The organism is Dietzia sp. oral taxon 368 (assembly GCF_002999155.1).
Classification (GTDB): domain Bacteria; phylum Actinomycetota; class Actinomycetes; order Mycobacteriales; family Mycobacteriaceae; genus Dietzia; species Dietzia cinnamea.
Genome location: NZ_CP027238.1, coordinates 184,888 through 210,915, shown reverse-complemented (window position 1 = coordinate 210,915; position 26,028 = coordinate 184,888). Strand labels below are relative to the sequence as shown.

The 26,028-nt window shown below is 71.9% G+C and carries 21 protein-coding genes; 14 read left to right on the top strand and 7 right to left on the bottom strand.

All coding sequences use genetic code 11. From position 1 onward, the window contains the following. Positions 1 to 132 precede the first annotated feature (132 nt). Together C3V38_RS01015 and C3V38_RS01010 are read left to right on the top strand one after the other, a co-directional pair. Entirely contained in the window at positions 133 to 996 is an 864-nt protein-coding gene (locus C3V38_RS01015; RefSeq protein WP_106384917.1) for an SDR family oxidoreductase, read from the top strand. A 5-nt stretch (positions 997 to 1,001) separates the two neighbouring features. Then, the gene (locus C3V38_RS01010; RefSeq protein ID WP_106384916.1) at positions 1,002 to 1,400 is read left to right on the top strand and encodes a DoxX family protein; all 399 of its coding nucleotides are present in this window, start codon (positions 1,002 to 1,004) and stop codon (positions 1,398 to 1,400) included. 81 nt (positions 1,401 to 1,481) lie between these two features. Here C3V38_RS01010 and C3V38_RS01005 read toward each other — a convergent pair whose 3' ends face one another. Continuing rightward, positions 1,482 to 2,510 carry a mechanosensitive ion channel family protein gene (locus C3V38_RS01005; protein ID WP_165001133.1) on the bottom strand — a complete coding sequence of 343 codons (1,029 nt, stop codon included), beginning with the start codon at positions 2,508 to 2,510 and terminating at the stop codon, positions 1,482 to 1,484. A 143-nt stretch (positions 2,511 to 2,653) separates the two neighbouring features. Beyond that, positions 2,654 to 4,165, bottom strand: coding sequence for a dolichyl-phosphate-mannose--protein mannosyltransferase (locus C3V38_RS01000; RefSeq protein WP_061229788.1), 1,512 nt, complete (start codon positions 4,163 to 4,165; stop codon positions 2,654 to 2,656). 68 nt (positions 4,166 to 4,233) lie between these two features. On the opposite strand from C3V38_RS01000, the gene rsmI reads away from it, so the two are divergent. Further along, a complete protein-coding gene (gene rsmI / locus C3V38_RS00995) occupies positions 4,234 to 5,073 on the top strand; it encodes a 16S rRNA (cytidine(1402)-2'-O)-methyltransferase (RefSeq protein WP_106386312.1) in 840 nt (279 codons plus the stop codon). 13 nt (positions 5,074 to 5,086) lie between these two features. Here rsmI and C3V38_RS00990 read toward each other — a convergent pair whose 3' ends face one another. Continuing rightward, entirely contained in the window at positions 5,087 to 6,316 is a 1,230-nt protein-coding gene (locus C3V38_RS00990) for an aminodeoxychorismate synthase component I (RefSeq protein WP_165001054.1), read from the bottom strand. 99 nt (positions 6,317 to 6,415) lie between these two features. Between C3V38_RS00990 and C3V38_RS00985 the strand changes: the two genes are divergently transcribed. The 8 genes from C3V38_RS00985 (at position 6,416) to C3V38_RS00950 (ending at position 17,347) form a co-directional block, all read left to right on the top strand. After that, a complete protein-coding gene (locus C3V38_RS00985; protein ID WP_061913828.1) occupies positions 6,416 to 7,990 on the top strand; it encodes a BCCT family transporter in 1,575 nt (524 codons plus the stop codon). Positions 7,991 to 8,068: 78 nt separating this feature from the next. Continuing rightward, on the top strand, positions 8,069 to 9,922 hold the full coding sequence (metG, locus tag C3V38_RS00980; protein WP_106384914.1) for a methionine--tRNA ligase: 1,854 nt from the start codon (positions 8,069 to 8,071) through the stop codon (positions 9,920 to 9,922). A 9-nt stretch (positions 9,923 to 9,931) separates the two neighbouring features. Then, positions 9,932 to 10,798, top strand: coding sequence for a TatD family hydrolase (locus C3V38_RS00975; RefSeq protein WP_061229785.1), 867 nt, complete (start codon positions 9,932 to 9,934; stop codon positions 10,796 to 10,798). A gap of 341 nt (positions 10,799 to 11,139) precedes the next feature. Continuing rightward, positions 11,140 to 12,330 (top strand): resuscitation-promoting factor, encoded by a 1,191-nt coding sequence (locus C3V38_RS18160; RefSeq protein ID WP_106384913.1) that lies wholly within the window; start codon positions 11,140 to 11,142, stop codon positions 12,328 to 12,330. Beyond that, complete coding sequence (gene rsmA, locus C3V38_RS00965; protein ID WP_061229792.1) at positions 12,327 to 13,247, top strand: 16S rRNA (adenine(1518)-N(6)/adenine(1519)-N(6))-dimethyltransferase RsmA; 921 nt, start codon at positions 12,327 to 12,329, stop codon at positions 13,245 to 13,247. Before C3V38_RS18160 ends, rsmA begins: the two co-directional genes overlap by 4 nt. A 10-nt stretch (positions 13,248 to 13,257) precedes the next feature. Further along, positions 13,258 to 14,259: a 4-(cytidine 5'-diphospho)-2-C-methyl-D-erythritol kinase gene (locus tag C3V38_RS00960; protein ID WP_106386310.1), complete on the top strand. Its 1,002-nt coding sequence runs from the start codon at positions 13,258 to 13,260 to the stop codon at positions 14,257 to 14,259. Between the two features lie 2 nt (positions 14,260 to 14,261). After that, positions 14,262 to 16,220 carry an ABC-F family ATP-binding cassette domain-containing protein gene (locus C3V38_RS00955; RefSeq protein WP_106384912.1) on the top strand — a complete coding sequence of 653 codons (1,959 nt, stop codon included), beginning with the start codon at positions 14,262 to 14,264 and terminating at the stop codon, positions 16,218 to 16,220. A 347-nt stretch (positions 16,221 to 16,567) separates the two neighbouring features. Then, on the top strand, positions 16,568 to 17,347 hold the full coding sequence (locus tag C3V38_RS00950) for an endonuclease domain-containing protein (protein ID WP_165001052.1): 780 nt from the start codon (positions 16,568 to 16,570) through the stop codon (positions 17,345 to 17,347). A gap of 221 nt (positions 17,348 to 17,568) precedes the next feature. On the opposite strand, the gene C3V38_RS00945 is transcribed toward C3V38_RS00950, so the two are convergent. Then, the gene (locus C3V38_RS00945) at positions 17,569 to 18,273 is read right to left on the bottom strand and encodes an HAD family hydrolase (RefSeq protein ID WP_070720761.1); all 705 of its coding nucleotides are present in this window, start codon (positions 18,271 to 18,273) and stop codon (positions 17,569 to 17,571) included. After that, positions 18,270 to 18,914, bottom strand: a complete 645-nt coding sequence (locus C3V38_RS00940; protein ID WP_061229852.1) for a TetR/AcrR family transcriptional regulator — start codon at positions 18,912 to 18,914, stop codon at positions 18,270 to 18,272. The genes C3V38_RS00945 and C3V38_RS00940 overlap by 4 nt, the downstream gene beginning before the upstream one ends. Positions 18,915 to 19,035: 121 nt before the next feature. Between C3V38_RS00940 and ppk2 the strand changes: the two genes are divergently transcribed. From ppk2 to C3V38_RS00925, 3 genes are all read left to right on the top strand, one after another. Continuing rightward, a complete protein-coding gene (ppk2, locus tag C3V38_RS00935) occupies positions 19,036 to 19,896 on the top strand; it encodes a polyphosphate kinase 2 (RefSeq protein WP_061229851.1) in 861 nt (286 codons plus the stop codon). Positions 19,897 to 19,979: 83 nt separating this feature from the next. After that, positions 19,980 to 21,023 carry an enoyl-CoA hydratase/isomerase family protein gene (locus tag C3V38_RS00930; RefSeq protein ID WP_061229850.1) on the top strand — a complete coding sequence of 348 codons (1,044 nt, stop codon included), beginning with the start codon at positions 19,980 to 19,982 and terminating at the stop codon, positions 21,021 to 21,023. Between the two features lie 54 nt (positions 21,024 to 21,077). Next, positions 21,078 to 22,208 carry an AI-2E family transporter gene (locus C3V38_RS00925; RefSeq protein WP_061229849.1) on the top strand — a complete coding sequence of 377 codons (1,131 nt, stop codon included), beginning with the start codon at positions 21,078 to 21,080 and terminating at the stop codon, positions 22,206 to 22,208. Between the two features lie 277 nt (positions 22,209 to 22,485). Here the strand turns inward: C3V38_RS00925 and C3V38_RS00920 are convergent, their stop codons facing one another. After that, positions 22,486 to 24,225 carry a serine hydrolase gene (locus C3V38_RS00920; protein WP_061229848.1) on the bottom strand — a complete coding sequence of 580 codons (1,740 nt, stop codon included), beginning with the start codon at positions 24,223 to 24,225 and terminating at the stop codon, positions 22,486 to 22,488. Between the two features lie 67 nt (positions 24,226 to 24,292). Further along, positions 24,293 to 26,014: a hypothetical protein gene (locus tag C3V38_RS00915; RefSeq protein WP_232302973.1), complete on the bottom strand. Its 1,722-nt coding sequence runs from the start codon at positions 26,012 to 26,014 to the stop codon at positions 24,293 to 24,295. Between the last annotated feature and the right edge of the window lie 14 nt (positions 26,015 to 26,028).

Sequence of the window (26,028 nt, the reverse complement as noted above, 5' to 3'; positions counted from 1 at the left end):
GAGCAGGTCTGAGAGGAGGCCCGAGAGAGGGGACGCGCCCGACCGACACCGCCTCGACGGCACCTGCAGGCCGCTACGGTGAGCACATCAGGCGGTCCGCTGCCGACGACGCGGGCCGGGACAGGGGAGCACATGCCGAGGCGACGCATCAGGGAGTACAGAGGCAAGGTCTGCGTGGTGACGGGCGCGGCCAGCGGGATCGGTCGGTCGACGGCGATCCGACTCGCCCGTGAGGGCGCCCGGCTCGTCCTCACCGACCGTGACGCCGACGGACTGGCTTCGGCAGAGCAGGCCTGCCGCGACGCGGGTGCGCCCGTCCTGGCCGCCGAGGCGCTCGACATCACCGACCACGACGCCGTCCTCGGTTTCGGCGAGCGCGTCATCGCCGCGCACGGGGCCCCCGACGCGGTCTTCCACGTCGCGGGCAACTCGGCATGGGGTCGACCAGACCTGCTCGAGCAGCGCGTGTGGCGGTCGATGGTCGAGGTCAACCTCATGGGCACCGTCCACGTGGTGGAGGCGTTCGTGCCGGCCATGATGACGGCCGGCAAGCCCTCGGCCCTCGCGCTGGTCTCCTCGGCCGCCGGACTTCTCGGACTCCCGTGGCACGCCGCCTACAGCGCCGCCAAGTTCGGCATCCGCGGGATCGCCGAGGTGCTGCGCTTCGACCTGGCGCCCTACGACATCGGGGTCCACCTGGTCTGCCCCGGCGGCGTCGACACCCCGCTCGTCGAGACCATCGAGATCGCGGGCGTCGACCGCTCCACCCCTGAGGTCGCCAAGACAGTCGACCAGTTCCGGCGTCACGCGGTCACCCCGGACGAGGCGGCCGAGAAGATGCTCGAGGGGGTGCGGAAGGGCCGCTACATCGTCTACACCTCGCCGGACGTCCGCGTGGGGTTCGCGGCCCAGAGGTTCGCCCCGCCGCTGTACAACCTGGCGATGACGCTTCTCAACCGCCGGATCACCAAGGTCGGACAGGGCATCCTCCCGTGAGGGGGATGGAGACCCTCCGCGACGCCGCCATCCTGCTGGCCCGCGTGGGCATCGGCGTGGTGTTCGTCGCGCACGGGTGGCAGAAGTTCTTCACGCTCGGATTGGCGCGGGTGGGGGAGCAGTTCGCGGGCTACGGCATCCCTCAGCCGGAGGTCACCGCGGCGATCGTCGCCGGGGTCGAACTCGTTGCCGGGGTCGCTCTCGTCGCGGGACTGCTCACCCCGCTCGCCGGGATCCTGCTCGGAGTGGACATGGCCGGCGCCCTGTACTTCGTCCACGCGACCCACGGCCCGTTCGTCACCCAGAACGGCTGGGAGCTCGTCATGGCGCTCGGAGTGGGGGCGCTGCTCATCGCCGCGGTCGGCGCCGGCAGGTTCAGTATCGACAGGGTGCTGGGCGGCTGACGCCGGCGGCGGGGTGTCCCGCGCCGCCGCACCCCGCGCCGCCGGCGCCGCCGCGGCCGCAGGAGGTCGCTCAGCGGTGCCTCACTCGGCCGCCATCGCCCGCATCGCCGAGACCGGCAGGCCCTCGGGGTAGGGCGCGTCGATCCCGGCCTCGTCGAAGGCGTTGCGGATCCGTCGGCGCAGCTCCCGCTCGGTGGCCCACTGCGCGTTGGCCTGCGTCACGGCGGTCATCCGCAGCGACCAGAAGTCCGCGTCCAGCGCGTTGACGCCCTGCAGTTCCGGCCCGGAGATGAGGTTCGAGGCGATGGGCTCCTCGGCCGCCGCCTGCTTGGCGGTCTCGATCGCCACGGTGCACGCCCGGTCGACGTCGGCGGTGTAGGACACGGGGATCTCGAGGAACGCCACGCCGAAGTCCTGGCTGTAGTTGCCGACGCGGGCGATGTCGCCGTTGCGGCAGTACCACAGGGTGCCGTGCAGGTCGCGCAGCGAGGTGATGCGCAGGCCCACGTGCTCGACGGTGCCCTCGGCCTCGCCGAGGTCCACCCAGTCGCCGACGCCGTACTGGTCCTCGAAGAGCATGAACAGCCCGGACAGGAAGTCGCGGACGAGGGTCTGGGCGCCGAAGCCGAGGGCGACGCCCACGATCCCCGCGGAGGCGATGAACGGCGCGACGTTGACGCCGAGTATCGCCAGGGTCTGCAGGACCACCCAGACCAGGACGACGAACGACACGAGCGACTTGAGCACCGAGCCGATGGTGGCCATCCGCTGGGCCCGCCGCTGCGCACGGCGCTGCTCGGCCCTGACGTGCTCGGCGTCGCGGCGGCGGTCGTGCCTCTTCAGCCTCGCGGCGGTGAGGCCACCGCTCTCGTCCGCGCTGACGTCGCCGTCGTGGCCGTCCGGGTCGTGCGCCGACCCGGCCTCGTCGTCGCGCCGGTCGGCCCTCTCCTGACGGCGTCGCCGCCACGCGGAGACCGACCCGTCTCGGGAGGGGGCGGTGACCCGGTCGATGCCGCGGTGCAGCAGCCAGCGCACCACCAGGGCCAGCACGATGTAGATGGCGATCGTGACCGGTTTCTCGACCAGCCACTGCTGGGTCACGTCGCTCATCGGGAGATCGGCGAAGGGAATGGGTCGCTCGTTCACCTCCGCGACGTTACTGACGGCCCGGCGGGTCCGTCACCACGAAATGGGGGCCCGGGCGCGATGCACAGCCGCTGCTCAGGACGGCCGGGGCGGGCCGAGGCGGCCGGTCAGCGCCAGGACGGCAACCAGAGCTGGTGATTCCATTCGGTCTGCGTGATCGGCAGCCCCGCGAGGATCGGCAACATGTAGATGAAGTTCACGATCACAAGGGCGAGGTACACGCTCACTATCCCGCGCCCGAGGAGCCGGCGCCGGCGGGAGTCGGTGGCCTTCCCGGCGATCTCGCCGAGCACGAGCGCGATGAGCATGACGAAGAACGGCACCATGACGGAGGCGTAGAAGAAGTACATCTGCCGGTCGTGCTGGAAGAACCAGGGCAGATACCCCGCCATGTAACCGACCAGCGGGAAAGCGTAGCGCCCGTCGCGGGAGACGACCGCGCGCCAGAACGCCCACGCCAGCACCGGAATCGCCAGCCACCAGATCGCGGGCGTGCCGATCAGCATGATCGCGCGGACGCACGTGGCCTCACCGCACCCGGCCACGCCCTCGCCCTGCTCGACGTAGTAGAGCATCGGCCGGAGGCTCATGGGCCAGGTCCACGGCTTGGACTCCCAGGGGTGCCGGTTGCCGGCGGAGGTGGTCAGCGAGGAGTGGAAGTCCAGGACCGATGACTGGTAGTACAGCCACGACTGCAGCGCATCGGGCAGCCAGGTATCGGCGACCTTCTCGGGGACGGCGTGCCGGTACACGGAGTTCTCGCCCGCGAACCACGGGAGCCACGTGAACAGGTGCAGGATCGCGGGCCAGATCACCAGGGTGAGGAAGGCGGGCACCGCGTCGCGCAGCAGCGCGCCGGCGAGCGGGCGGTGGATGCCGTAGCGGCTGCGCAGGGCCCAGTCCCAGGCGACGGTCATGAGGCCGAAGAAGGCGATGAAGTACAGGCCGGACCACTTCACGCCGAGCGCGAGGCCGAGCATCACGCCGGCGGTGAAACGCCACCAGCGGAATCCCAGGCGGGGGCCGAGTTCGGAGAGGTGAAGCCGGCCCTCGACGGCGGCGCGGTGCATGCGACCGCGCATCTGGTCGCGGTCCACCAGCAGTGCGCCGGCGGCGGCCACGACGAAGAGCACCTGGTAGATGTCCAGCATGCCGATGCGAGAGGTCACGAAGGTGACGCCGTCCAGGCACAGCAGCAGGCCGGCGACGAAGCCGAGCTGGGTGGAGCGGGTCAGCCGCCGGGTGATGCGCATGACCATGAGCACCACGAGCACCCCCGCCAGCGCGGCGGTGAACCGCCAGCCCATGGGGGTGTAGTCGAAGAGCAGCCCGCCGAGGGACTGGATCTGCTTGGCGACGGGCGGGTGGACGACGAGGCCGTAGGCGGGGTTCTCCTCGATGCCCAGCCGGGCGATGTCGTACGACTGCGGCGCGTAGTGCTTCTCGTCGAAGACCGGGGTGCCCTTGTCGGTTGCCGAGGCCAGTCCCCAGAACCGCGAGACGAACGCCAGGACCAGGACGACGCCGGTGACGATCCAGTCGCGGGCCGTGTCGACCGGGCCGGTGTCGGGGGCGGGCAGCGGACGTCCGGGGGACCGCACGCCGGGGGTCGAGGTCACGAGCCGAGCATAGTGTGGCCCCCGCGCCGCCAGGGGACACGCCTCACCCGGCGGATAGGGTGGTCGGCATGACGTCCGGACGTGTCGTGTTGGCGGCCACCCCCATCGGGAACCCGGGTGACGCCTCGGTTCGCCTGCGCGACGTGCTGGCCACGGCGGACATCGTCGCCGCGGAGGACACCCGTCGCCTGCGTTCCCTCGCCACGGCACTGGAGGTCACCATCCGGGGCCGCGTGATGAGCTTCTTCGAGCACAACGAGGCGGGCCGCGTGCCCCAGCTGATCGACCGCGTGCGCGCGGGCGACACCGTGGCCGTGGTGACCGACGCGGGCATGCCGGCGGTGTCGGATCCCGGGTATTCGCTGGTGGTGGCGTGCATCGAGGCGGGCCTTCCGGTGACGTGCCTGCCGGGGCCGTCGGCGGTGACCACCGCGCTGGTGCTCAGCGGCCTGCCGGTCGACCGCTTCTGCTTCGACGGGTTCCCGCCGCGGCGGGCCGGCCGCCGCCGGACCTGGTTGGCGCGGCTGGCGGCGGAGGAGCGCACGTGCGTGTTCTTCGAGTCCCCGCACCGGCTGGCCGACACCCTCGCCGAGGCCGCGCAGGTGCTCGGCGCGGACCGCCGGGCGGCGGTGTGTCGCGAGCTGACCAAGACCTATGAGGAGGTCCTGCGCGGCACGCTCGGCGAGCTCGCCGAGCGCACGGCGCCCGGTGTCCTGGGGGAGATCGTCGTGGTGGTGGCCGGGGCGGACGCGGCCGACTCCGCCGCGACGCTCGAGGACCTCGTGGAGATCGTCGAGGAGCGGGTCGAGGCGGGGGAGCGGCTCAAGGACGCGTGCGCGGCGGTGTCCGAGGGGTCTGCGGTGACCAAGCGGGACCTCTACCAGGCCGTGCTCGACTCACGCGCCTGAGGGGCGGGGCGGCTCAGAGCCAGGGCGCGGGCCCGCCGCCCCAGGTGAACGCCGCCTTGTGCACGCATTCGTCCCATTCGGCGTCCGGGTCGGAGTCGATGGTGATCCCGCCGCCCACCCCGAGTTCGCAGCGGCCGTCCGGCGCCACCTCGAGGGTGCGGATGGCCACCGCCAGGTCGAGGGTGTCGGCGGTCGCGAACCCGTAGGTGCCGCAGTGCAGGCCGCGGGACCGCGGCTCCCAGCCGGCGATGAGTTCCCGGGCACGTTGCTTGGGGGTCCCGGTGACCGAGGCGGGCGGGAAGGTGGCGGCCACGAGGGCGTCGTGGTCCACCGAGGTCCGCGCCGTGACGGTGGAGACCAGGTGGTGGACGCCGGGCGCGGGACGGACGGCGAGCAGGTCGGACACCCTCACCGAACCCACGTCCGCCACACGTCCGAGGTCGTTGCGTGCGAGGTCGACGATCATGATGTTCTCCGCGACGTCCTTGGCGGAGGCGAGGAGCTCGGCGGGGTCGCGGTCGGCGGGCACCGTGCCCTTGATGGGGCTGGTGCGGACGTCGTCGCCGGTGCGTACGAGGAACTCCTCGGGGGAGAAGGCCAGCACCGCGCCCCACTCGCCCTCGAGGTACGCCGACCGCGCGGCGGGGGCGCGGCGGGCCAGGGAGAGGAAGGTCTCGAGCGGGTCCGCGCGGAGCCTGCCGTCGAGGCGGGTGCTCAGGCAGGTCTGGTAGACCTCGCCGGCGCGGATCGCCTCGAGGCAGTCCACCACGGCACGTCTGTGCGCGCGTCGGTCGGGGGCGGCCCAGGTGAGGGGGATGCCGACCTCGTCGTCGTCGCCACCGTCGTCGCCGACGCCCTCGTCGTCACCGGTGCCCCCGGATGACGGCGGCCCGTACCGTCGGACCACCTCGTGCGGGTCGGGGGCGGTGCCGTCGCCCCGCCACCGGCCGTCGGGGGCGAGCGTGAGCCTGCCGGTGGCCGTGCCGCGGACCGCCGCGGGCAGGAGGGGGGCGTCGTCCGGTACGTGGTCGGGGAAGGAGCGGAACCCGACGACGACGAGGTCGCCGGCCACCGAGAAGACCTGCTCGGGCCGGGTCGGCCGCAGGTCCACGGACGGGATGATCACCGCCGGGGAGTCGCGCCAGTCGCCGAGGAACGCCGCCGGGGGACCGATCCCGAGGGCCCGCGACCGCTCGTGGAGGGCGCGGAGGAGCGCCGGCACGGTGGGGGTGGAATCGGGCACCGTCCGATCGTGCCACCCCGGGGCGTCGAACCCGCGCCAGGGTCCGATAAGCGCGTTATTATCTTGCGCTCACCTTAGATTGTTGACAGGGTTCGACGTATGCCTAAGTCACGAGAGAAAGCTTTCGACGCGTCGAATGACGCCCCAGAGGACCCTGTGCGCGGGCCCCGTCCGGGCGTCGACTTCGCGGTCCTCGTGCCCACCACGATCATCGCGCTCATCGTGGTGCTCTGGGGCTCGTTCTACACGAATTCGTTCGAGAACGCCGCCGGTGAGGCGTTCTCGTTGGTGGTGGACACGGTGGGATGGCTGTTCATCCTCGTCTCGACCACAGTCGTGGTCTACGCGATCTACCTGGCCCTGTCCCGGTTCGGCGGCATCCGCCTGGGCGGTGACGACGAGAAGCCGGAATTCTCCACGCGGTCGTGGATCGCCATGATGTTCGCCGCGGGTATGGGCATCGGGCTGATGTTCTACGGCGTGTCCGAGCCGCTCACCCACTTCCAGGAGCCGCCGCCGGGGCACGAGCAGCAGTACGACGTGGCCATGGCCACGACGACGTTCCACTGGACCCTGCACCCGTGGTCGATGTACGCGATCGTCGGGCTCGCGCTCGCGTTGGCCGCCTACCGCTTCAAGCGCGGCCACCTCATCTCCCAGGCCTTCGTCCCGCTCATCGGCGAGAAGCGGGCCGCGGGGTGGATGGGGAGAGTCCTCGACATCGCGACCATCCTCGCGACGATCTTCGGCACCGCCGCCTCGCTCGGCCTGGGCGCCCTGCAGATCCGCGCCGGGCTCAACGAGACCGGCGCGGTCAGCGGTGGCGGCATCGCCCTGGTCGTGGGCGTCATCGTGGTCCTGGGCCTGGTGTTCCTCGCCTCGGCTGCCTCCGGAATCAGCCGCGGCGTCCAACTGCTGTCGAACGTCAACCTCATCCTGGCGGTGTCGCTCGCGCTGTTCGTGGCGATCTTCTCCGGCGCCCTGTTCTTCATGCTCGACCTCATCCCCACCACGATCGGCACCTACTTCTCGAACTTCTTCGACATGGCCTCGCGCACCGCGGTGAGCGAGAACGGTGAGGCCGCCGAATGGCTCTCCGGGTGGACGGTCTTCTACTGGGCGTGGTGGATCTCCTGGTCGCCGTTCGTGGGCATGTTCCTGGCCCGCATCAGCCGTGGGCGCACCGTGCGCGAGTTCATCATCGGCGTGGTCCTGATCCCCAGCACCCTGTCGGTGATCTGGTTCTCCATCTTCGGAGGCTTCGCGCTTTATCTCGAGGAGGCCGGACGCAGCGTCTTCGGCGACGGGTCACTCGAGCCGCAGCTGTTCAACCTGCTCCGCGAGCTGCCGCTCGCGCCCGTGCTCATGGTGGTGGCGATGGTCCTCATCGCCATCTTCTTCATCACCTCCGCGGACTCGGCGTCGATCGTCATGGGCGGCATGGCTCAGCGCGGCGTGGAGGAGCCGACCCGCTGGCTCGTCATGCTCATGGGGTCGTTCACCGCCGCCGTGGCGATCATCATGCTCGTGGCCGGTGACGGTGGCGGCGACGCCCTGTCGAGCCTGCAGAACATGACGATCATCGCCGCCTCGCCGTTCGTGCTGGTGCTGATCGCGCTGTGCGTGTCCATCCACAAATCGCTCTCGCGAGATCCCGCGGCCGAGGCGGCCTGACGCGACCCCGGGGGCGCGCCGGGCGTGCGGGTGTACGCCCGGCACGGCCCCCGCGGACGTGACCACTAGTCTGTAGGTATGGCGAAGACAGTCCTCACCGCGGTCGCATGGCCGTACGCGAACGGCCCCCGACACATCGGACACGTCTCGGGGTTCGGGGTGCCGTCGGACGTCTTCTCGCGCTACCAGCGCATGGCCGGCAACGACGTGCTCATGGTCTCCGGCACCGACGAGCACGGCACCCCGTTGCTCGTGCAGGCCGAGAAGGAGGGCGTGCCCGTCCAGGAACTCGCCGACCGCTACAACCGCGTGATCGTCGACGACCTGGCCGGGCTCGGCCTGAGCTACGACCTGTTCACCCGCACCACCACGCGTAACCACTACGCGGTGGTGCAGGAGCTGTTCCGCGGGCTGCACCGCAACGGCTACATGGTCGCCAAGACCACCACTGGCGCGGTGAGCCCGTCGACGGGGCGCACCCTGCCGGACCGCTACATCGAGGGCACCTGCCCCATCTGCGGCGACGACGGCGCACGCGGCGACCAGTGCGACAACTGCGGCAACCAGCTCGACCCGGCGGACCTGAAGAACCCACGCTCGCGCATCAACGGAGAGACTCCGAAGTTCATCGAGACCGAACACTGGTTCCTCGACCTGCCGGCGCTGGCCGACTCGCTGGGGGACTGGCTCAAAGGGCGCGAGGAGTGGCGGCCCAATGTCCTCAAGTTCTCCCTCAACCTGCTGGAGGACCTGCGCCCCCGCGCTATGAGCCGCGACATCGACTGGGGCATCCCCATCCCCGTGGACGGCTGGTCCGACCGCGGCGACAAGAAGCTCTACGTCTGGTTCGACGCCGTGGTGGGGTACCTGTCCGCGTCCATCGAATGGGCGTGGCGCGCCGGTGAGCCCGAGGCGTGGCGCCGCTGGTGGACCGACCCCGAGGCCGTGTCCCACTACTTCATGGGCAAGGACAACATCACGTTCCACTCCCAGATCTGGCCGGCCGAGCTCATCGGCTACGACGGCCGGGGCTCCCGCGGCGGTGAGCCGGGGGCGCTGGGTGCGCTCAACCTTCCCACCGAGGTGGTCTCGAGCGAGTTCCTCACGATGTCCGGGTCCAAGTTCTCGTCCTCGCGCGGCGTCGTGATCTACGTCCGGGACTTCCTGGCCGAGTTCGGCCCCGACGCGCTGCGCTACTTCATCGCCGTGGCGGGGCCGGAGAACCAGGACACCGACTTCACCTGGGACGAGTACGTGCGCCGCACCAACGCCGAGCTCGTGGGCGGCTGGGGCAACCTCGTCAACCGCACCGTGTCCATGGCGCACAAGAACTTCGGCGAGATCCCGCGGCCGGGCACCCTCACCGACCTCGACGCCGAGCTGCTGCGCGACGCCGAGTCCGCGTTCGCCACCGTCGGCGCGCACCTCGAGCGCTCCCGGTTCAAGGCCGGCGTCACCGAGGCCATGCGGATCGTGGGCGCGGCCAACCGCTACATCGCCGCCACCGAGCCGTGGAAGCTGGCCAAGGAGCCCGAGCAGCGTGAGCGCCTGGGCACCGTCCTGCACACCGCGCTGCAGGTGGTCTCCGACGCCAACACACTCCTCACCCCGTACCTGCCGTCCGCCGCGCAGCAGATCCACGGCGCGATCGGTGGGCAGGGCGTGTGGGCCGCCGCGCCGCAGGTCCACGAGGTCACCGACGACATGCCGGTCGAGCTCGTCGGCGAGGGCCTGCCCGCCGCCGGACGCACGTACCCGGTGATCATGGGGGACTACGCCGCCGAGCAGGCCCGCTGGGGACGCACCGCGATCGCCCCCGGCACGCCGCTGGCCAAGCCGAGCCCGCTTTTCGCGAAGGTCGATCCCGAGCTGGCCGAGACCGGGCCGACCTGGGCGCCCATCCAGCATCCGACCGACGGTGGGGAGGGCTGAGCGCCCGCCATGGGTAAGCGCAAGTCCCGCCCGACCCCTGTCCTGCCCGAGCGGCTGCCCGGGCTCGTCGACGCGCACACGCACCTGTACTCCTGCGGGCACCGCACCGCCGACGAGGTGCGCGCGGCCGCCGACAGGGCCGCGCTCGCCGGCGTGGCCGCCATGGTGACCGTCGGCGACGACCTCGCCGAGTCCGAGGCGGCGGTCGCCGCCGCCGAGGCCGACGAGCGGGTCTACGCCGCGGTCGCCGTGCACCCCACCCGCGCCCGCGAGGCCACCGATCCCGAGCACGGCGAGCAGGTGCGCGAGCGCCTGCGCGAGCTCGCCGCCCACCCCCGCGTCGTGGCGGTGGGAGAGACCGGCCTCGACCACTACTGGGTGGGAAAGATGGACGACTGCGCGGACCCGGCCGAGCAGGAGGAGTCCCTGCGCTGGCACGCCGGGCTGGCCGCCGAGCTGGGCAAGTGCCTGATGATCCATAACCGCGAGGCCGACGCCGACCTCATGCACGTCCTGGGCGAGGTCGCCGGCCCCGACTCCGGCATCCCGCACGTCATGCTCCATTGCTTCTCCTCGCCGCTGGACGTCGCGGAGGAGGCGTTGGCGCGCGGGTACGTGCTGTCCTTCACGGGCAACGTGACGTTCAAGGCCAACGAGCACCTGCGCGAGGCCGCCCGCCTGGCGCCCCCCGGACAGCTGCTCGTGGAGACCGACGCCCCCTACATGGCCCCGGAGCCGTTCCGGGGGGCTCGCAACGAGCCGGGTCTGGTGGGATACACCGTCCGGGCGATCGCGGAGGTCCGCGGGCAGTCGCCGGAGGACCTGGTCGCCGAGGTCGCCGACACCGCCCGCGCCGTGTTCGGCCTCACCGTCTGACCCCCTTTTCGAATCCGCTACCCTCCGCCGGGATCCGCTAGTCCTACAGGGGTAGCGGTTGTCGAGTCCGGGTAGCGGATCTCGAGGGGGCTGCCGGGAGGGCCTGCCCTGCGGGGTTAGGTGGGAGGGGCTGCCGGGAGGGGCCCGTGTGACTCGAGGTACGAACGGGACTCGCGGGGATTGTGTAACGAAACGTGACCTGAACACCTTGTCGTCGTCGTCACATCAATGCACGTCAGGGGGTGGCGCGTTGCCGACGCTCCACCGCCTCGTTACGCTACCGTGATGAAACGCGGACGGCCGTACGGTCGTTCACGCGCGATACGAGGAGAGAACGACCAGTGGCTGACGACGCACGGACCGGCACCCCCACGGGCGCCCGACCCGACGGGACGCGGGGCCTGCTCGACCCCATTCACCGCCTCCACGGATCCCGCTCCACCATGCTGCGGCTGTCCGTGGCCGGGATGCTCACCACCCTCGTCGTGGGTGGCGTCGCGGCGCTGGAACAGCACACCACCTACACCCTCGAGGTCGACGGCTCGCCCGTCGAGCTCGTCACCTTCACCTCCGACGTCCACGCCGCCCTCGCCGAGGCCGGCTACAGCGTCGACGAGCGCGACGTCGTGATCGCGCCCCACGACCGGCTCGGCAACGGGGACACGGTCACCCTCCTGCGCGCTCGCCCCGTCACCCTCGAGGTCGACGGCCGCGGCGAGCAGGTGTGGACCACCGCCACCACCGTGGCCGACCTCGTCGCCGAGCGCGGCGATATCCCGCCGCGCAGCTACGTCACCCCGCGTATCGACACCGACGTCCCGCTCGACGGCGCGACCGTCTCGGTGGTGACCCCGCGCGAGCTGCTCCTGTCCGACCACGGCGGCCCGGCCACGCCGATGGCCTCACCCGGTGAGACGGTCGGGCAGTTCCTCGAGCGCGCCGGCATCACCCTCGGCCCGCTGGACACTGTCACCCCGGCCCCGGACGCCCCCGTCGAGCCCGGCACCGAGGTCACCATCACCCGCGTGGCCGTCGCCGAGGAGACCGCGGTCGAGCAGTTCAAGGCCCCCGAACAGACCACCGAGGACCCCGAGGCCACAGAGGGCGAGCGCACGGTCGTCGATCCCGGTGCTCCCGGCGAGCGCGAGGTCGTCTACACGATCACCCGCGTCAACGGCGTCGAGACCGAGCGCGCCCGCGGCGCGGAGAAGGTCCTCACCGAGGCCCGCCCCGCCGTCATCCGCGTGGGCACCAAGCCGAAGCCCTCCGCGCCGGCCGTCTCGAACGGCGGCGTGTGGGACTCGATCGCCCAGTGCGAGTCGGGCGGGAACTGGAGCATCAACACCGGCAACGGGTACTCCGGCGGGCTGCAGTTCGCCGCCGGCACCTGGACCGGCCACGGTGGCGGCCAGTACGCGCCCAGCGCGCATCTCGCCACGCGCGAGCAGCAGATCGCGATCGCCGAGAAGGTCCGGGCCTCGCAGGGCTGGGGGGCCTGGCCCGCCTGCACCTCCAAGCTGGGCCTGCGCTGACCGGCCCGGACGCGACCTTCCGCGGGCAGGCCGACCCACTCGGCCCGCAGGAGGTGCGCGCGCTCGCCGGGGAACTGGGCATCAAGCCCACCAAGACCCTCGGACAGAACTTCGTTCACGACGCCAACACGGTCCGCAAGATCGTCACCGCGTCCGGTGTGGGCCGCGACGACACCGTGATCGAGGTCGGCCCCGGTCTCGGGTCGCTGACCCTGCCGCTGCTCGACGCCGCCGGACGCGTGGTGGCCGTGGAGATCGATCCGGTCCTCGCCGCGCGGCTGCCGCGCACGGTCGCCGAGCGGGCGCCGCGGCTGGCCGAGCTGCTCACCGTCGTGGGCGCCGACGCCCTGGCCGTGTCCGCCGCCGACCTGGGCGAGCCGTCGCCCACCGCGCTCGTGGCGAACCTGCCGTACAACGTGTCGGTGCCCGTGCTCCTGCACCTGCTCGCCGAGGTGCCCACCCTGCGCACGGCGCTCGTCATGGTGCAGCTCGAGGTGGCCGACCGCCTGGCCGCCGCGCCCGGCTCCCGCGTGTACGGGGTGCCCAGCGTCAAGGCAGGGTTCTTCGGCACCGTCCGCCGCACCGGGGTGGTGGGCCGCAACGTCTTCTGGCCCGTGCCCAACGTCGAGTCCGGCCTCGTGCGCATCGACGCGTACCCCGAGGCGCCGTGGGACCTGGGCGCCGAGCACCGCCGGCGGGTGTTCGCCGTGGTCGACGCCGCGTTCGCGCAGCGGCGCAAGACCCTGCGCGCCGCGCTGTCCGGCTGGGCGGGCTCCGGCGCGGACGCCGAACTCGCCCTCACCGAGGCCGGGGTCGACCCGCGCGCCCGCGGCGAGCAGCTCACCACCGCCGACTTCGTGCGCGTCGCGGAGGCGGCGGCGCGGCTCGGGATCGGGCCGGGGCACCGCGAGCCGTAGGCTGGTGGTCATGCCCCGCGACGTGTTCACCCCCGACGGCGCGCGCGCCGTGACGGCCGTCGCCCCCGCCAAGATCAACCTCCACCTGGGCGTCGGCGACGCCCGCCCAGACGGCTTCCACGACCTGCTCACCGTCTATCGCGCCGTGGACATGTGGGAGCGCGTCACCGTGTCGTTCGCCGGCGGCGCCGCCGGGTCTGGCGACGACGACGAGATCACCGTCACCGGGCCGGGGGCCCCGCAGGTGCCCACGGACCGGACCAATCTCGCCGCCCGGGCGGTCGATCTGCTCCGCGAGGAGGCGGGGTCGGACGCCCGGATCGCCATCCGGATACACAAGGGGGTCCCCGTGGCCGGCGGGATGGCCGGCGGCAGCGCGGACGCCGCGGCCGCCCTGGTGGCCACGGACCGGCTGCTCGGTCTGGGACTCGGCCGGGCGGCGCTGGAGGAGCGGGCCGCGCGGCTGGGCAGTGACGTGCCGTTCTGTGTGCGCGGCGGCACCGCGCTGGGCACCGGGCGCGGCGAGAAGCTCGCGACGCTGCTGCACGCGCGCGCCGAGCAGCACGTCGTGGTGGCACTCGCCCACGGCGGACTGTCCACCCCGACGGTGTTCGCCGAGCTCGACCGGCTCCGCGCGGAGCGGTCCGTGCCGCGTGCGGGCGGCGTCGAGCCGCTCGTCGAGGCCCTCGCCGGCGACGACCCCGCAGCCGTCGCCGCCCTGCTGGCCAACGACCTGGAGCCCGCCGCACTCTCGCTGCGGCCCGCCCTGCGCAAGACGCTGCGCACCGGGCAGGAGGCCGGCGCCCTGCACGGCATGGTCTCCGGCTCCGGCCCCACCTGCCTGTTCTTCTGCTCCGACCGCGACCACGCGATCGCCGTGGCCGCGGAGATCAGCGAGTCCGGCGTCGCCCGCGAGGTGCGCGTCACCCGCGGCCCGGTCGGCGGCGCCCACATCATCAGCGACGACCCGTCCGGCGTCACCGGCCCCGGCGTCGACTCCACAGGAAAGTAGAGATGGCCCCCACCAACCTCATCAACCTCGAGCAGGGATCGATCTCCTTCGGCATCCGCCAGGTTCTCGACAACGTCTCCCTGGGCGTCAACGCCGGCGACCGCATCGGCGTCGTCGGCCTCAACGGCGGCGGCAAGACCACCCTCCTGGAGATCCTCACCGGCGTCGCCGAACCGGACTCCGGGCGCGTCTCCCGCGTCTCCGGCCTGCGGATGGCCGTGGTCACGCAGCGCACCGAACTCGCCGCCGACACGGTGGGGGAGGCCGTCGTCGGCGGGCTCGGGCTGGCCGTCCACGAGTGGGCGGGGGACGCCCGCGTCCGCGCGGTCCTCGACGGCATCGGCATCCACGACCTGGGGCTCGAGACCCCCGTCGCGGACCTGTCGGGCGGCGAGCGACGGCGGGTGTCGCTGGCCGCGGCCCTCGTGCAGGACCTAGACCTGCTGGTCCTCGACGAGCCGACCAACCATCTCGACGTCGAGGGCGTCCAGTGGCTCGCGGACCACCTCGTCGGGCGATCGAGCGCGCTCGTCGTCGTCACCCACGACCGGTGGTTCCTCGACACGGTGGCCACCCGCACCTGGGAGGTCGTCGACGGCCGCGTCGAGCAGTACGAGGGCGGCTACAACGACTGGGTCTTCGCGCGCGCCGAGCGCGACCGGCAGGCCGCCGCCACCGAGTCGCGGCGGCAGAACCTCATGCGCAAGGAGCTCGCCTGGCTGCGCCGCGGCGCCCCCGCCCGCACCTCCAAGCCCCGCTACCGCATCGAGGCCGCCGAGGCGCTCATCAAGGACGTGCCGCCGCCGCGCGACTCCCTACAGCTGTCGAGCTTCGCGGCGCGGCGGCTGGGCAAGGTCGTGGTGGAGCTCGAGGACGCGCGCCTCGACGCCCCCGACGGGCGCACCCTCGTCGACGACCTCACCTGGCGGCTCGCGCCCGGCGAGCGCATCGGCCTGGTCGGCGTCAACGGCTCCGGCAAGACCACTCTGCTGCGCGCCCTCGCGGGGGCGGCTCCGCTGGCGGCCGGCCGGCGCAAGGAGGGCAAGACCGTTCGCATCGGCTGGCTCAAACAGGAGCTCGACGACCTGCCGCTCGACCAGCGCGTGCTGGAGGCGATCGAGGACGTCGCCACCCGCGTGGCGTTCGGCAAGGACGAGCTCACCGCGTCGCAGCTCGCCGAGCGGCTCGGCTTCTCTCCCGCCCGCCAGCGCACGCCCGTTGGTGACCTGTCCGGCGGGGAGCGGCGGCGGCTGCAGCTCACGCGGGTGCTCATGGACGAGCCCAACGTGCTGCTGCTCGACGAGCCCACCAACGACCTCGACATCGACACCCTGCGGCAGCTCGAGGACCTGCTGGACGGCTGGCCCGGCACGATGGTCGTGATCTCCCACGACCGCTACCTCGTCGAGCGCATCTGTGACTCCGTATGGGCGCTGTTCGGCGACGGCCGGCTGACCAACCTGCCGCGGGGGATCGACGAGTACCTCGAGCGCCGTCGCGCCGCCGGGGCGGCGGGGGACTCGGGCAAGGTCGGTCGCGAGGTGTCCGCTGGCTCCGTGTCCTCGCCCACCGGCAGCGGATCGGGTGCAGGTTCGGCGTCCGGCTCCGGCGGCTCCGGCGGCGGCTCCGGCCCGGCGACCGGTCCCGGCGGCGCGGGTTCGGCGGGCGGCGCGGGCTCGGCGGCCGGTCCCGGCGGCGCGGGCTCGGCGGGCGGCGCGGGCTCCGGCCTCAGCTCGGCCGAGGAACGCGCGCTGACCAAGGAGATGTCAAAGATCGAGCGCCAGATGGGCAAGCTGGACTCCCGCGAGGCCGAACTCCACCGCGCGATGGCGGCGGTGTCCGAGGGCGTCATGGACACCGAGAAACTGGCAGCCCTCGATCGCGAGCTCAAGGACGTCTCCGCGGAGAAGGACGCGCTCGAGGAGCGGTGGATGGAGCTGGGCGAGCAACTCGAGGGCTGAGTCGTACGTCGCCCGGACGGGACCGCTGGACGACGCGCCGCCACCCCCGAGGTTGGTCGTAACCGTCGCGGAGTCGGTCGTACTCATCGGGGTCGAATCCCGGATTCGCCTCGATCACTACGACCCAATCTCCGTCGGCGGGGCGTCCGCGGGCATCAGCCTGTGGATGGTCGTCGACCTCGTCCACAGACGGCGCCCGAGCAGTGATTGCCGACCCCACCGCGATCGAAGATGGCCGCGTGAGCACATCCGACAGCAGGCCACCGTTCCTCGGCAGCCGCGCGAGGGCGGCGCGGGAAGTCTCCGAGTTCCGACTCAGTTCCTCGTACCGCAGATTGTTCCCCGACGTGTACGCCGAGAAGTCCGCTCCGCTCGAACCGCTCACCCTGGTCCGAGGCGCCGTGCTGTGGGCACCCGGCGGGTCGGTTGTGTGCGGACTCGCGGCAGCCCTGTTGCACGGCGAACGCTGGTATGCGCCCGAGGCGGTCCCGCGCAAGGTCGAGATCTACGCGGTGGGTACGCCGAAGCCTCCCTCCGGGATCCGCGTGCGTCGCCTGAGGAGGCCGATCGCGCCCGACCAGCTGGCCATTCGGGACGGACTCGCGGTGACCACACCGGCGCGCACCGCGATCGACATCGCGAGGTGGGAAGACGACGACGAGAGGGCCATCGCCAAGATCGATGCCGTCTGCAACAGGTCGCAAACGCCCGTCTCAGAGGTCCGGGCGCTGGCTTCGGAGCTGAGCGGATTGCACGGGCTGCAACGCGTGCGGGGGCTGCTGAGCGACTGCGACCACCGGGCTGATTCGCCACGCGAGACCAGGCTGAGACTCGTCCTCACCCGCTCACATCTGCCGGATCCGATCCCGCAGGTGACCATTTATAACGAGTACGGCGCGAAGGTGACGGTGGCTGACTTCGCGTATCCCGAGGCGAGAGTCGCGATCTTCTACGACGGGAAGGTGCATCGTCGCAAATCCACATGGGAGCACGACGCTCGGGTGAACGCCGAGCTGGCGGAGCTCGGATGGCAGGTCATCCGGGTCACGGCGCAGATGCTGAGGGGCCCGCGCACGCTGATCCGCCAGATCGAGGCAGCACTGGCGCGGGGCCTGTCCCTGCCGTGAGACACGCCGAAGTGGCGGGGCACCGGCTGAGCGAGGCGAACAGCGGCGGCGGGCCGAGGCGCACAGCGGTGGCGGGCCGAGGCGCACAGCGATTCGGTCGTACTCATCGTGCTCCGGGGCGCTTCCGAGCACGACCAGTACGACCGTCGCATCGACTACTACGACCAAGAGCAAGAGCGTGTTGCGAGGGGTCGGTGAACGGCGGCGGATTCGAGCAGGGGTCAGCCGGCGGCGGAGAGGATCGCCTCCCGGAGGTCGTCGGTGTCGGTGAGATCCGACAGGACGGTGTGGGCTCCGGCGGCGGCGAGGTCGTCAGCGGTCACCCGACCGGTCGCGACCGCCACGCAGCCGGCTCCCGCGTCTAGTGCGCCCCGGACGTCGTGGACGTGATCGCCCACGACCACCGCGCGTGCCGGCGACACGTCGAGCCCGCGATCCCCGGCCGCGGCGACCGCCTCCCTCACGAGGTGCGCGCGGTCGGCGTGGTGATCACCGAAGGCGCCCAGGTCGGGGTCGGGCAGCCCGTCGAACCCGCAGAGCCGCAGTTTGAGCAGCGCGGTCCGGCGCATGTTGCCCGTGACGATCCCCTGGTGCAGCCGCGGGTCCGCGGCCAACGCGGCGACCGCCTCGTGGGCTCCGGGCAGGGGACCGCCCCCACCGGCCAGGAGATCGCCGGAGAAGGTCTCGCACCGCCGGGCCACGGCGTCCATCAGGGAGGTGACCACCTCGTCGTCGTGCCCGCTCATCCCGTTCAACTCGAGCAGGTCGGTGAGGATCGCGCGGTCGGTCCGCCCGGCGAACGACGCGCCGAGTACGGGCTCGCGACCCAGGAAGTCGGCGAGGGTCGGTGTGATCATGCGGGTGCCGAAGCCGGCCGGGTCGAGCAGGGTGAGGTCGAGGTCCCACAGGACCAGCACGGCGGTCACGCCTCGCCCGACCCCGCTCCGCCCGACCCCGCTCCGCCCGACCCGGCGCCCCACGCCGCACCATCCCGGCCGACGCTGTCCGACCCCGCCTTCGTGAACGTCTGCATCAGCGGCGCGAGCCAGGTGTTGAGGAAGGCGCGCAGGTCGTCGTCGGAACGGGCGGCGGGCGAGTCGAGACACAGGACCGACCATCCGACGTGGATGCCGACATCGGTGACGAAACCCAGCCTCCCGGCCAGCTCCGGGAAGCGCTCGGCGGCGGGGGCGAGGAGCGCGATGCAGTACTCATGCGTGCGGGCGGCCGCGCCCGGGTCCGACACGGGGTCGGTGCCCCCGCCCACCGCGAGCACGCGCAGGAGCGGGTCACCGAGAATTCGGTTGCGGACCTCCACCGCGATCCCCACGATCAGCTCGAGCGGCGAGTCCGAGTTGTTCAACAGGTCCGCGAAGGCGCCGGTCATCATGGTGAGCCGCTCGGCGACGGCCTCGGAGACGAGTTCCTCGCGGGAGCCGAAGATGGAGTAGATGGTCTGGCGGCTGACATTCGCCTGCTTGGCGACCGCCGCGATCGTGACGCCGCCGAAGCCGGCCCGCCCGATCACTTCTCGGGCGGCCTCGAGGATCGAATCACGGGACCGCATCTTCTTACCTTAGAAGACAAAGCCGACGTCGCGTCGCACGATTCGGTCGAGGGACCTCTCGGCGTCGATCGGCTCGGTGAATCGGGTGGCCCGGTGGCCGCGGGCCCGTAGGATCGTGCCCATGAGCGACAAGAAGTCGTCGGGCAAGGGCGGCGCCAAGAAGAAGGACCGGCTGCCGAGCGGGCTGGAGAAGCTACCGAAGAAGGCCTACGAGTCCGAGCTGAAGCGGCTGCAGGCCGAGCTGGTGGAGATGCAGGCGTGGCTGCGCGAGACCGGCAACCGGCTGGTGGTCGTGTTCGAGGGTCGCGACGCCGCGGGCAAGGGCTCGGCGATCAAGCGCATCACCCAGTACCTCAACCCCCGGCACGCCCGGGTGGTGGCGCTGCCCGCACCGACGGAGGTGCAGCGGACCCAGTGGTACTTCCAGCGCTACATCGAGCACATGCCGGCGGCCGGGGAGATCGTGATCTTCGACCGGTCCTGGTACAACCGGGCCGGGGTCGAGCGGGTGATGGGCTTCTGCACGACCGACGAGTACCGCCGGTTCCTCCACCAGGCCCCGATCTTCGAGCGGCTGCTGGTCGAGGACGGGATCATGCTCCGCAAATACTGGTTCTCGGTGTCCGACGAGGAGCAGGAGCGCCGTTTACGCTCGCGGCACTCCGACCCGCTGCGCCGCTGGAAGCTCTCGCCGATGGACCTCGAGTCCATCACGCGGTGGGAGGAGTACAGCCGGGCGAAGGACGAGATGTTCATCCACACCGACATCCCCGAAGCCCCGTGGTTCACCGTCGAGTCGGAGGACAAGAAGCGGTCGCGGATCAACGTCATCTCGCACCTGCTGTCCACGGTGCCGTGGGAGCAGCTCGAGCCGCCGGAGCTGGAGATCCCCGAGAGGCCGGAGCGCAAATGTTACGAGCGCCCGCCGCGCGAGGAGTTCAAGTACGTCCCCGACGTGGCCGCGCGTCTGCTGAAGGGGTGAGGTCGCCGGGGCGTGGGGGGCATTGAGGTAGGAGTTCCTAGTATCTGCGGGTCGATCGGCGCGCGGCCTGACACACTGGGGCCATGAGTGAATACGTCATCTCCCGGCGCGAAGGCCGGATGCAGCACATCGTCCTGGACCGCCCCAAGGCCCTGAACTCGCTGGATCTGCCCATGTGTAGGGCGCTGCACACGGCACTCGACGAGGCCGCGCAGGATCCGGGTGTGGAGGCCGTGGTCACCACCAGCACGTCCGAGAAGGCGTTCTGCGCGGGCGGTGACATCCGAGCGCTGCGGGACGCGGCGGCGTCGGGGGATCACGCGGCCAACCGGGAGTTCTTCTCGGAGGAGTACGAGATGGATCTGGCGTACCACACGCACCGCGTGCCGACGGTGGCCGTCATCCACGGCGTGGCGATGGGCGGCGGCCTGGGCATCTCGATCAACGGCTCGCACCGCGTGGTCACCAAGAAGGTCATGATGGCGATGCCGGAGACCGCGATCGGCTTCATCCCCGACGTCGGCGCGAGCCACTTCCTGCCGCGCCTGTGCGGCGGCGGCGCGCGCGGCCTGGCGGTGGCGATCTACCTGGGCACGACGGGCGTGCGGATGAACTCCGCCGACGCCCTCTACACCGGTCTGGCGACGGACCTGATCGACGACGACGAGCGCAACGCCTTCGTCGACGCCATCGGTGCGCATGGTCTGCCGGAGGCGCTCCGGAGGTTCGGTCTCGAGCGCTCCGCAGCGGGGGAGTCGGCTGTCGAGGCGCGGATCGAGCGGATCGAGGACGTCTTCTCCCGCGGGACCGCGCAGGAGATGATCGCGGCCCTGGAGTCCGGCGAGCAGGACGAGTGGGCCACGGAGACGCTCGGCATGCTGCGCTCGCACTGCCCCACGTCGATCGTGGCGACCATCGAGCTGCTGCGTGCCGGCGCCGAGGCCGCGGATCTGCGGGAGTGCCTGGACAACGAGCTGGCGCTGGGCGCGTGGATCACCGCCCGCCCGGATTTCGTCGAGGGTGTACGCGCCGTGGTGATCGACAAGGACCGCAACCCCACCTGGGATCCCGCGGATCTCGACGCGGTGGACGTCGACGGGATCCGGGTGGCGCTGGCCGGGAACTGACCCGGCTACTCTGGGCGGCGTCCGGCGCGCAGGACGCCGCCCACGAGGAGGACCATGACCACGACCGGTGACGGCCCCGCGACATCAGCACCTCACGAGGAGCCCAGGGGCTGGGGCATCGCGGGCGTGACCGTCGTGTCGCTCGCCGCCGCGGTCGTGGTCATCTGGGGGATCTCGGAGCACTCGAGCATCCTCATGCCCGCGTTCCTCGCCCTGAACCTGGTGATCGCGGCGCAGCCACTGCAGCGGCTCCTCGAACGGTCCGGAGTGCCGCGCTGGGGCGGGACGATCATCGTCCTGCTCGTCCTGTACGTCGTGCTCCTCGCCCTGATCGGCTCGCTCGTGTGGGCGTTGTGGGTCGCTGCGGAGGAGATCCCGCAGTACCAGGACAAGTTCGTCGCCCTCTACGAGCAGAGCCTTGAGCTGCTCGGCGGGTTCGGCGTGAGCCAGGACCAGGTCGCGTCGAGCCTGCAGGGCGTCCTGGACCCGGGGACCATTATCGGCACGGTCCAGAACGTCGCAGGCCAACTGTCCGCAGCCGGCGGTCAGCTCACCGTCCTGATCATCGCGCTGACCTTCCTCGTGTTCGACATCCCCGGCATCTTCCGCCGCCGGGCGGCGATCGCCCGCCAGCGGCCCCGGTTGGCCGACGCCCTGGGCTCGTTCACCGACGGGGTGAAGTCGTACTGGATCGTCTCCACGGTGTTCGGGCTCATCGTCGCGGTGATGGACGCGGTCGCCCTGTGGATTCTCGGAGTGCCGCTCGCCCTGGTGTGGGGCGTGCTCGCCTTCGTCACCAACTACATCCCGAACATCGGCTTCGTGTTGGGCCTGGTGCCGCCGGCGCTGTTCGCGCTGCTCACCGGCGGGCCGGGCGATGCCATCTGGGTGGTGGTGATCTACAGCGCCATCAACCTCGTGATGCAGAGCTTCATCCAGCCCAAATTCACCGGTGACGCCGTCGGGCTCACGCCCACCGTGACGTTCCTGTCGTTGGTGTTCTGGTCGGCGGTCGCCGGCCCGCTCGGTGCGATCCTCGCGGTCCCGCTCACGCTGATGGTCAAGGCGTTCCTCGTGGACGCCGACCCGCGGACGGCGTGGTTCTCGACGTTCCTCACGGCACCGGAAGCGGACGGCCGGCGGGGAAGGCGCCGCGGGGAGAAACGGGGCGCCGCGACCCGCTGACCGGGCCTCGTCTAGCGCTGCCGGCGATCTGTCGCCCGCCTGTTTCGGCGAGTGGTCGCAAATGCTGGCCCGAGCGGCTCGCTCCCTGGGAAAACGTGGACGGGTGTGACCGCTCACCGTGGGGCTGTGCGCAGGGCGCGGGTGAGCGCTCGGGTCCCGGCCCTGGTGCGCGCGTGGGGGCAGATCAACGCGGCACGCGGGCCGGGGTCCGCGGCGGGAAGCACGCGGGCGCGGCGGAAGCCCGTGGTGCGCGTCGAGCTCGGCGGGCGTCGGCTCGCTAGTCGGCGGGTTCGTCGGCGTCGACGCGCGTGAAGGTGCCCCACCCGTTGGCGTCGAGCAGCTCCACTGTGACGGTGTCGCCCTCGAAAGTCACGCTGCCCCGGGACCCGCGCGGCCAGTTCTCGCCCACCGGGCTCACGGCGAACGTGTCCCCGTCCCAGTGCTCGAGCGGCCAGACCAGCGGCCCCGGACCCACCGCCAACGCGAGCTCGGGGCCTGAGGAGCCGGCGCCTGGAGAGCCGGCGCCTGGAGAGCCGGCGTCCGAGGACCCGGTGTCCGAGGACTCGGTGTCCGAGGACTCGTCGGCCACCGTGGGCCGGACCTCGATCTCCCCGAAGTAGTCATTGCGGTAGAAGCCGAGCAGCTCCTCGGCGGGCCGGGGCGGTGCCGGCGCGGACGGCTGGCGCGTGGAGACCAGATCTCCCACCGGGTCCAGCAGCGGGCCGAACTGCTCGGTGTACAACTCCCGCCACTCCAGTGAGGGGTCGCCGTACTGTGCGTAGTCGGAGAACCGGGCGTTGATCGTCTCCGCGATCCCCGTCGGCGCGGCGTTGGTCAGGGTGATGATGCCCAGATCGAGGGACGGCATCATGAGCATCGCCGTCCCCGCGCCGAGCGCGAACGCACCCGAATGGCTCCACTGGACGCGGCCCGAGGAACTCGTGCCGATGTTGAAGCCATAGCCATAGCTCCCGGTGCGGTCCGCCGCGTCCCGCGGGGGCGCCGACACGGACTGCGGGGTCAGGGCCTGCCGGAGTGCCTCGGAGGGGACCACCTGGGCACCACCGGGCCCCTTGCCGTCGTCAAGGACCATGGACATCCACCGCGCCATGTCGGCCACCGACGAACTCAGGCCCCCCGCCGGGGCCTGGGCGTCCGGGTCGCGCGCGGGGTCCGCGGGGATCCACTCGCCGGACGACTCACCGGACTCGGCGGCCGGTGCGCGTACATGGCCGACCGCGCGGTTGTCGCGATCGAGCAGCTCGTCGTACGAGAACGAGGAGTCCGACATGCCGAGGGGATCGAAGAGGCGCTCGCGGCCCAGCTCGGCCCACGGGGTGCGGGCCGAGGCGGCCACGGCCTCAGCCCCGGCGGTGAGCCCGAAGTTGGTGTACGCGTACGAGGTGCGGAACGGCTCGAGCGGCAGGTGGCGCAGGCCGTGCAGGATCGCGGGGCGCTCGTAGCCGAGGTCCTCGAGGTCGTCGCCGGCGTGCTCGGGCAGCCCCGAGCGGTGGGCGAACATGTCGCCCACCGTCACGACGTCCGAGATGCGGGGGTCGGAGAGTGCGAACCACGGCAGGAACTCGCGGACCGGGGTGTCCCAGCCGACCCGGCCGCCGGCGCTCTCGGCGGCCACGACAGTCGCGCTGACCGGCTTGGAGATCGAGGCCAGGGGGAAGACCGTCCGTGCGTCGACCGATTCGCCGGTCTCGGTGCTGCGGACCCCGAAGCCCTCGGCCAGCGCGACCTCGCCGCTGTGCACCACGGCCACCGCGGCGCCCGGCACGCCGGAGGCCTCGAGCTCCTCCTCGACGATGTCGGTGACCTTCCCGATCGCGTACTCGATGCGGTCCTCCGAGACCTCGAGCCCGGAGTACGCGGCGGGGCTCTGCCCGGGCACCGGATCCGGCAGCGGGAGGCCGCACGCGGCGAGGACCACGGCCACCGCCGCTCCGATCGCCGCTGCGGCAGCGAGGCGCGGTCGGGTCTGGCGTCGCGGGGCCGGGTTCGGGGTCATTGCCCCAGGTTAGTCGTCCGGAGGGCGGGACCGCGGGAGCAACGCAGCGGGGGTCGCCTGCCCGGTCTCAGGCGCCGCCGCGAGCCCGTTCCCAGTTGGCCGTCCACGCCTCTGCGCCGCCCATGAGCTGGCGCTCCAGCTCGGCGCGGTCGGGCCCGGCGCGGTGGAGCACGTCGGCGGCCCAGTCGGCGTACAGGCCGTACTGGGCCACGCCGTCGAGGTTGAGGTCGTAGACGCGGTCGCCGAACCGCCAGCGGTCCATCACCTCGCCGCTGGGCGCGGTGAACGGGTAGACGAGCGGGTCGGACGCGGCGCTCGGGCGGGGTTCGGCCAGCGGTGCGAGGCCGTTGACGTCCGAGCCCCAGCCGTACCCGTCGACGGGCCGGATCGTGCCGGCCGTGTTGGTGCGCCACTGCTCGAGGAAGCCCACCTCGAAGTTGTCGGTTTCGTCGGCGGGCCAGGCGAACGCGGCGACGAATCCGCCCTGCTCGTGCACGCGCCGAGTGTTGCCCTGCGTCGCCCAGGCGTGGTCCACGACGAGGCCGGTGTATCCCGCCTCGGCGGCCATGTCGAGCGCGCGGTGGGCGGTCTTGACGCCCATGTGGTCGATGTTGATGACCATGCCGCGCGCCATCATCCCACGGATCGCGTGCCCGCCCAGCGCCGTCAACCCGCGCACGTTGCACAGCGGCTGTTCGGGGTAGACGGGCAGGGCCGCGCCGGCGGGGGCGCCGGAGGACGCGGCGGCGAGCCCGTCGGCGACCGGCGTGCTGGCGAGCGGCTGGGCGTGGTCGGCGTCGGGGCCGGCGCACGGCTCGGTTTCCCAGAACCGTTGGGTGCCGAGCTTGTTGCCGATGTTCACCGCGAGCCCGGCGAGCTCTTCGTCCATGCGGGCCCCGCCGAGGGCGTTGTCGAACTTGTGCACGGGGAAGACCGTGGACACGCCCCAGGAGGCGAACTCGTCGAGGCCGCGGTCGATGTCCTCGGGAGTGCACCTCGGCGCGTCGTCCACGACCCGGCACCCGAACGGTTCGGAGGCCTCCACGCCGAGCGTCACGGCGAGCTTGCCCTCGGCGGCGATCGCGCGGACGTCCTCGGGCGACCGCGCGATCCGGAACCAGCCCCGTCCTGGTCCGCCGTGCTCGGCGTCGATGTGCGCCTCCATGCGGTCGAGGTAGTCGACCTGGTGGCGCAGTTGTGCCATCTCGTCGCACGAGGTGCGGGCGGGGACGCCGAGCGCGACGAGCGCCTCGCACAGCACCCGGTTGGCGACGAGGTGGTTGTTGAGCACACGGAGACCGCCGCGCCACGCACGTTCTATACCGCTGTAGTGGGCCTGTTCGTGGAGTTGGGAGTCGTGGGACGGCCACTGCGCGAACGTCGGGGGCCCTTGGTTGCCGCCGGGCAGGTCGGTTCCGCCGAGCACGGATTCGAGCAGGGCGAAGTGACCGGTGCCGGAGTGCGTCGGGCAGTCGGCCAGGGCCTCGGCGATGCCGCCGGGCGCGAACGGCTCGCCGCATCGCAGGCCGCCGCCGAAGGCCTGGGAGGCGGCGATGTGCGCGTGGGCGTCGACCATGCCGCGGATGGGCGGTGCGCCGTCCGGCGTGGCGGCGTGGGCGCTCGGCTCAGCGGCGTGGGCCTGTCCGCCGCCGACGGTCCCCGCGCCGAGGGAGGTGGTGAGGGTGGTGACGAGGGCGACGACGAGGACGACGACGAGGACCGGCGGCGCCCCCGTCGTTCGCCGGCCGGGATGGGCGGGTCGTGCAGAGGGGCCTGGGTGCGCCGTCATGGCCCGACACTAGC

Excerpts from the sequence above, each read along its gene's own strand:
- C3V38_RS00960 (WP_106386310.1), top strand. The coding sequence starts at position 13,258 with ATGCCCCGCGACGTGTTCACCCCCGACGGCGCGCGCGCCGTGACGGCC.
- C3V38_RS01005 (WP_165001133.1), bottom strand. The coding sequence starts at position 2,510 with ATGAGCGACGTGACCCAGCAGTGGCTGGTCGAGAAACCGGTCACGATC.
- ppk2 (WP_061229851.1), top strand. The coding sequence starts at position 19,036 with ATGAGCGACAAGAAGTCGTCGGGCAAGGGCGGCGCCAAGAAGAAGGAC.
- metG (WP_106384914.1), top strand. The coding sequence starts at position 8,069 with ATGGCGAAGACAGTCCTCACCGCGGTCGCATGGCCGTACGCGAACGGC.
- C3V38_RS01010 (WP_106384916.1), top strand. The coding sequence starts at position 1,002 with ATGGAGACCCTCCGCGACGCCGCCATCCTGCTGGCCCGCGTGGGCATC.
- C3V38_RS00985 (WP_061913828.1), top strand. The coding sequence starts at position 6,416 with ATGCCTAAGTCACGAGAGAAAGCTTTCGACGCGTCGAATGACGCCCCA.
- C3V38_RS00955 (WP_106384912.1), top strand. The coding sequence starts at position 14,262 with ATGGCCCCCACCAACCTCATCAACCTCGAGCAGGGATCGATCTCCTTC.
- C3V38_RS00940 (WP_061229852.1), bottom strand. The coding sequence starts at position 18,914 with ATGCGGTCCCGTGATTCGATCCTCGAGGCCGCCCGAGAAGTGATCGGG.
- C3V38_RS01015 (WP_106384917.1), top strand. The coding sequence starts at position 133 with ATGCCGAGGCGACGCATCAGGGAGTACAGAGGCAAGGTCTGCGTGGTG.
- C3V38_RS00925 (WP_061229849.1), top strand. The coding sequence starts at position 21,078 with ATGACCACGACCGGTGACGGCCCCGCGACATCAGCACCTCACGAGGAG.
- C3V38_RS00975 (WP_061229785.1), top strand. The coding sequence starts at position 9,932 with ATGGGTAAGCGCAAGTCCCGCCCGACCCCTGTCCTGCCCGAGCGGCTG.
- C3V38_RS00920 (WP_061229848.1), bottom strand. The coding sequence starts at position 24,225 with ATGACCCCGAACCCGGCCCCGCGACGCCAGACCCGACCGCGCCTCGCT.
- C3V38_RS00930 (WP_061229850.1), top strand. The coding sequence starts at position 19,980 with ATGAGTGAATACGTCATCTCCCGGCGCGAAGGCCGGATGCAGCACATC.
- C3V38_RS00915 (WP_232302973.1), bottom strand. The coding sequence starts at position 26,014 with ATGACGGCGCACCCAGGCCCCTCTGCACGACCCGCCCATCCCGGCCGG.
- rsmI (WP_106386312.1), top strand. The coding sequence starts at position 4,234 with ATGACGTCCGGACGTGTCGTGTTGGCGGCCACCCCCATCGGGAACCCG.